Annotated in this window: 6 protein-coding genes; all 6 read left to right on the top strand. The window is 62.0% G+C overall.

Annotation, left to right across the window (positions count from 1 at the left end; translation table 11 throughout):
* A partial coding sequence (locus AC1DT3_RS11800) for an alpha-hydroxy acid oxidase (protein ID WP_477465444.1) occupies nucleotides 1–764 on the top strand: 764 nt, incomplete at its 5' end.
* A gap of 120 nt (nucleotides 765–884) precedes the next feature.
* Entirely contained in the window at nucleotides 885–2,006 is a 1,122-nt protein-coding gene (locus AC1DT3_RS11795; protein WP_477465443.1) for an ABC transporter substrate-binding protein, read from the top strand.
* A gap of 16 nt (nucleotides 2,007–2,022) precedes the next feature.
* Nucleotides 2,023–2,898, top strand: coding sequence for a branched-chain amino acid ABC transporter permease (locus tag AC1DT3_RS11790; protein WP_477465442.1), 876 nt, complete (start codon nucleotides 2,023–2,025; stop codon nucleotides 2,896–2,898).
* Nucleotides 2,898–3,869, top strand: coding sequence for a branched-chain amino acid ABC transporter permease (locus AC1DT3_RS11785; protein WP_477465441.1), 972 nt, complete (start codon nucleotides 2,898–2,900; stop codon nucleotides 3,867–3,869). Before AC1DT3_RS11790 ends, AC1DT3_RS11785 begins: the two co-directional genes overlap by 1 nt.
* Nucleotides 3,866–4,642 (top strand): ABC transporter ATP-binding protein, encoded by a 777-nt coding sequence (locus tag AC1DT3_RS11780; RefSeq protein WP_477465440.1) that lies wholly within the window; start codon nucleotides 3,866–3,868, stop codon nucleotides 4,640–4,642. The genes AC1DT3_RS11785 and AC1DT3_RS11780 overlap by 4 nt, the downstream gene beginning before the upstream one ends.
* Nucleotides 4,629–5,010: ATP-binding cassette domain-containing protein (locus AC1DT3_RS11775; RefSeq protein ID WP_477465439.1), on the top strand; the 382-nt coding region annotated here is incomplete at its 3' end. The genes AC1DT3_RS11780 and AC1DT3_RS11775, both read left to right, overlap by 14 nt.

Here is a 5,010-nt window from a genome sequence, read left to right as displayed (position 1 = left end):
GTCTCATCGCGCGGGCGCATGCAGCGGGCTGCGAGGCGCTCGTCGTCACGACCGATGCATCGGTTTTCGGAAATCGGGAGTGGGATCGGCGTAACTACCGAGCCGGCACCGATCCGACTTTGCGCAACAAGCTCGATATGCTTCTGCATCCCCGGTGGATGAGCGACGTCCTTCGTCACGGCATCCCCGCTTTCGCCAATCTGCTCGATGTTCTGCCGCCGGACCAGCGGACGCTTGCAGCTTCCGCCACCTGGTCGCGCCAGGAGGTCGATCCAGATCTCGATTGGGAGCGTGTCGCGTGGCTGCGTTCTCTGTGGCCCAAGAAGCTGATCGTGAAGGGTGTCCTCACGCCTGAAGACGCCGCCCGTGCGCGTGATCTCGGGGCCGACGGCATCGTCTTGACGAACCACGGCGGTCGCCAGCTCGATGGCGCCATATCGCCGATGACGGCACTGCCTGAAATTTCCAGGCTGTTCCGCGGCGACCTGACCATCCTGATCGATAGCGGCTTTCGCCGCGGGACCGATATCGTCAAGGCGTTGGCGCTCGGCGCCGACGCAGTGATGGTCGGCAGGGCTGCCCTCTATGGCCTCGCGGCAGGCGGTGAGGCCGGGGCGCGGCGTGCCCTCGACATCATCGGCGGTGAAGTCACACGAACGCTCGCGCTGCTCGGTCGCCCGAAGCTGGGCGATCTGGGTGCCGAATGCCTGATCGATATGAGGCGACAGCAAGTCGACATGAGTAAGGTAAGTTTGACAGCCTGAATTGGTTAGATGATTATACCTTTAAAGATTCAAACGGTTCGCAGAAACCGATCGCGTCAAAAAGCGGACAATTGGCAGAGCCCGGCCCTTTGGCGGGTTTTCAGGAAAGAGGGACAACGCATGCGGATGCTATCATCATCGCTTCTCGCCGCGCTCATGACGGCTGGATTAGCGACTTCAGCGCTGGCGCAATCGACGATCACGCTCGGGATGGTGGTCGGCACGACTGGCGCCTTTGCGGGCGGCGAAGCGCCGCTGGTCAACGGGACCAAGCTCGCCGTGGAAGATCTGAACGCCAAGGGCGGGATCGGCGGCAAGCGCGTCAATCTCGTCATCGAAGATACGGGCAGCGAACAGACGGGCGCCGTCAACGCCTTCAATCGCATCATCGGACAGGATCCGGTGGCGATCATGAACACGACGTTGAGCGGCTTCGTCCTGTCCCAGATCGGTATGATCCAGGACGAGAACATTCCGACCCTGTCCGGTGCTGCGTCGGCGCAGCTCGCCCCGGACAAGAAGGGCACCGACGCATTGTTCCGCGTCCGCACTAGCGACGCCCGGGTGCCGGCGGCCGCGACACGGTTCGCGATCGACAATCTGAAAGCGAAGTCCGTCGCGGTGCTACGGGGCAATACCGAATACGGCAACGGCTGGAAAACGGCCATCGAAGAGACGCTGAAATCGCGCGGCATGGCGCCCGCCATCGTCGAAAGCTATGAAGGCACCGATCGGGATTTGACACCGCAATTGCTGCGTATCAAGAACGCCAATCCCGACGTTCTGATCATTGCCGGTGACCCGCCCAATTTCGTCGTCGCCGTTCAGCAGATGAAGCAGCTCGGTCTCTCGACCAAGGTCATTTTCTCCAATGCGGGTGTGCTTCCCACGACGCTCCGCCTCTATCAGGGAGATGCAGCCAACGGCATCTACGGCACGGTCGATTCCGTTCCGGCCGAAGATCCGGCGCACAAGGATTGGGCCGATCGCTATCGCAAGACCTTCAATCTCGAGCCGGATTATTCCGCCGCCGAATATTACGACGGCGTGATGATGGTGGCGGCTGCCGTCGCCAAGGTGGGAACCGACAAGGACGCGCTCGTCAAGGAATTGCGGACGATCCGCGAGCATAAAGGCGTCGGCAACATCTACACCTACGCCAACAAGGGCGATGGGGGAGAGAGCGTTGCGATCGTGCAGATCGAGAACGGCAAGCTGAAGCTCGCCGCGACCGTGAAGTAGTCGCGACGATCGATCCATGGACACCTTCCTTCAAGTTCTCCTGAGCGGCGTCACGATGGGGTGCATCTATGCCTTCGTGGCGCTGGGCTTCACGCTCACGATCGCAGCGGCCGGCATGGTGAATTTCGCCTACAGCGAGTGGGTCACCTACGGCGCATTCATCGGCGCTACCCTCGTCAACGTGCTCGGCCTGCCGCTCTGGCTCGGGCTCGTCCTGACCGTCGTGAGCTGCACGCTGATCGGCTATCTTTTTCAGTGGGTGGTCTTCAGGCCGCTTGAAGGAAGGCACTTCTTGACGACCGTCACGGCGACCATCGGTATCGCCGTGGCGATGGGGGCGCTGGCAACGCTGATCTGGGGGCCGTATCCGCTCACGCTTCCGACCTTCTTCGGTTCGGAGGTGATCGATATCGGCGGCGTCGCGATCTTTCCGCACAATGTGCTGATCATCGCGGCCGCTTTCCTGCTGATCGGAGGAATGCAGATCTCTCTGACCCGCACCGATCTCGGCCTGCGTCTCCAGGCGACAGCGCAGGATCCCGTCGCGGCGCGACTGATGGGCATCCCCATTCGCAAGATGCGGACTTTCGCCTATTGCCTGTCGGCGGCGCTCGCCGGCCTCGCGGGGTTCCTGGTCGCGCCGTTGTTCGTCATCACGACGACGATGGGCTTCACGTTGATGCTCAAGGGCTTGGCCGCGACGATCCTCGGCGGATGGGGCAGCCTCAAGGGAGCTGTCTTCGGCGGACTCATCATTGGAATCGTCGAAGCGCTCGGCGCCACCTACATCTCGTCGGAATACAAGGACGTCATCTCGTTCCTGATCCTGATCGCCGTGTTGCTGCTGCGCCCGCGCGGGCTGTTTCCCGAGCGCATTGCGGAGAAACTGTGATGACCAGCGATCAACAGAAACGCCGATCCCGAATCTCCACGCTCGTCGCCGCCGCGATGCTGCTGGCCGTCGCCATCGCCATGCCGCTCGTGCTCAAGAGCAATTACCAACTCGGCATCGCGCATCAGGCCTTGATCTTCATCATCCTGGCGATCGGTTACGATGTGCTGCTCGGCTTCACCGGTCTACTCTCGTTCGGGCATATCGGCCTGTTCGCGATCGGTGCGTATACGAGCGCCATTCTCGTGATGACGACGGGCGCGCCGTTCATCGTTGGCCTGATCGGTGCCGCGGTGCTGACCGGTTGCGCGGGCCTTCTGATCGCCATTCCGGCCCTGCGCATCAAGGGTCACTACCTGACCCTTCTGACTCTCGCCCTCGGGGAGGTKATCCGGCTCGTCATTCGCAGCATGGAAGGTTTGACGCATGGCGCGTCGGGCTTGTCGGGAATTCCGCGCCCCGAGATCTTCGGTTTCTCCTTCCGACAGGCGATCCCGCTGTACTATCTGTTGCTGTTCTTCGCCGTGCTCGCGATCCTGTTCGTGTGGCGTTTGAAGGTGTCGCGGTTCGGCCGCGCATTCATGGCGATCCGCGATGCGGAGATCGGGGCCGAAGTGTGCGGCGTGAATACGTCCGTCATGAAGATGCTCGCCTTCGGTATCAGCGCCATCATCGCGGGTGTCGCCGGCAGCCTCTACGCCCACACGATGCGCTTCATCAGCCCGGAATTCTTCAGCCTCGGCCTTACCACGACGTTGCTCGCGATGGTGCTCATCGGCGGTCGTGGAACGGTGATCGGCCCCGTCATCGGTGCCGCCCTTCTCATCATCCTCCCTGAGGCACTCCGCTTCGTGAAAGACTATTACCTCGTCGTGTTCGGCGTGGCGGTGTGGCTCTGCGTGATGGGGATGCCGGAAGGCCTCGCGGGCCTCGGACGCCGTTTCTTCAAACGGGAAAGGCCCGTTGCATGAACGCCTTTTTCGAGGTCAACAACGTCTCCAAAGTCTTTGGCGGTTTGACGGCCGTCGACGATGTCAGTTTTGAGCTGGAACAGGGCCAGGTACTCGGTCTCGTCGGACCGAACGGGTCGGGCAAGTCGACGCTGATCAACGTCCTGTCCGGTGTCTACAAAGCCGAGGGCGGCAATGTCGTCCATCGTGGAAAGACATTGACCGGACTGACGCCCAACGCCGTCGCCCAGGCCGGTCTCGCGCGGACGTTTCAGAACCTGCAGATCTTCCACGGTCTATCCGTCGGCGACAACGTGCTCGTCGGGCGCACGTGCCGGATGCGGTCGACCGTTCTCGGCAGTGTGTTCGGCTCGCCGTTCGCCCGGCGAGAGGAAGCGGAGGCGAGGGAGCGCGCACGGTCGCTTCTGCAGATGGTCGGCCTGGAGCGGTTCATCGATGCATCGCCTTCGACACTCTCCTACGGCCAGCGACGGCTGCTCGAAGTGGCGCGCGCTCTGGCATCCGAACCATCCGTGCTGATGCTCGACGAGCCCTGCGCGGGACTGGCGCAAAGCGAAGCGGATGAACTCGCCGCGTTCATCCGAACACTCAGGACATCGGGCATCGGCGTCATCGTCATCGAGCACAACATGCGCTTTGTCATGGGGCTCGTCGACAAGATCGTCGCGCTCAATTTCGGACGAAAGATCGCGGAGGGAAATCCTGCCTCCATCCGCGAGAACGAAGCGGTCATCGCTGCCTATCTTGGACGGAAGGCCCATGCTCAACATTGAGAATCTTCACGTCGGATACAGCGAAATTCCAGTCCTCCATGGGTTGTCGCTGAAAGTCGAAGCGGGCCAGATCGTCGCCGTTCTCGGCGCGAACGGCGCGGGCAAGACGACGCTGATGAACGCGCTGTCGGGTCTGGTGCCGGTGATGTCCGGCAACGTCGTCTTCGAAGGCAAGTCGATTCAAAACCTCGAGGCCGAACGCATCGTCTCCCTCGGGATCAGCCATGTGCCGCAGGGCCGTCGCGTGTTCCCCGGTTTGACCGTGCAGGAAAACCTGATGGTCGCGCGCACGCCGGCGACCCGCAAGGCACATGGCGGATACGAGGGCGTGCTCGACGAAATCCACGAGCTCTTTCCACGTCTCAAGG

The sequence above is a fragment of the Microvirga sp. P4_G7 genome (genome assembly GCF_056401005.1).
This window is presented reverse-complemented; position numbering and strand designations above follow the sequence as displayed.

Bases quoted from the DNA above. Each gene is read 5' to 3' on its own strand.
- AC1DT3_RS11795 (WP_477465443.1), top strand. From the start codon at position 885: ATGCGGATGCTATCATCATCGCTTCTCGCCGCGCTCATGACGGCTGGA.
- AC1DT3_RS11790 (WP_477465442.1), top strand. From the start codon at position 2,023: ATGGACACCTTCCTTCAAGTTCTCCTGAGCGGCGTCACGATGGGGTGC.
- AC1DT3_RS11780 (WP_477465440.1), top strand. From the start codon at position 3,866: ATGAACGCCTTTTTCGAGGTCAACAACGTCTCCAAAGTCTTTGGCGGT.